Here is a 743-nt window from a genome sequence, read left to right as displayed (position 1 = left end):
GGCACTGTCTAGTTCTGGATGACCTCAGCTGGCGTTCGTCCATCGAGTGCTTGGTTCGGTCGTTCGTGGTTGTAGTGGTGTCTGAAGCGTCGTAACCACTGTTTCGCACTTGATTGACTGCCCCGCCAGAAGGTGTGAAAGCGGTCGATTCGCATGGTAACGGTCTGGAACCACTTTTCGATATGGTTCCGGATTCGATAGTCGAGCCGACCGCTCAAATCGTGGCGAGAGAGGGCAGTCAGATAGCCGCCAGCATCGACGAGAAACACTGTATCGGCGACATTGTGTTTTTCGGTGAGCCGGTGCAGAAACGCCGCCGCGGGGTCAGTCCCGCGGCGGCTGAATACGTCGACATCTAGCAACAGCTTCGAATCAACGTCGACAGCGGCGTACAACCACTTCTTTTCGCCGTCAACTTTGATTTGTTTCTCGTCGACTGCGACCCGCGACGGCTCCGCCGTCGGCGGGTCGCTCTGAGCCTCAGACAGCGTATGCACCCAATTCCAGACCGCACCGTGAGAACGTTCGACACCCAATAATTCTAAGATAGCGACCGTCTCCCTGAGCGACAACCCCGCCGTGTGGAGACGCACCCCAAATCGCCGGACGGGTGTCGGGGTGCGCTCGTTCTCCCAAACGTCTTGGCTGTCCATTTCCAACGTTTCTCTGAGCAGGTCTGCGAGTTGCATGAACACTTCTCGCTACGGCCTGCTCACTTCTCAATCCCTCAACTAGACAGTGCC

At 57.1% G+C, this 743-nt stretch carries 1 protein-coding gene; it reads right to left on the bottom strand.

Annotation, left to right across the window (positions count from 1 at the left end):
- Window positions 1–8 precede the first annotated feature (8 nt).
- Complete coding sequence (locus VI234_RS21190) at window positions 9–689, bottom strand: IS6 family transposase (protein WP_336331229.1); 681 nt, start codon at window positions 687–689, stop codon at window positions 9–11.
- Between the last annotated feature and the right edge of the window lie 54 nt (window positions 690–743).

This window comes from Haloarcula sp. CGMCC 1.2071 (assembly GCF_037078445.1).
GTDB lineage: Archaea > Halobacteriota > Halobacteria > Halobacteriales > Haloarculaceae > Haloarcula > Haloarcula amylolytica.
This window is presented reverse-complemented; position numbering and strand designations above follow the sequence as displayed.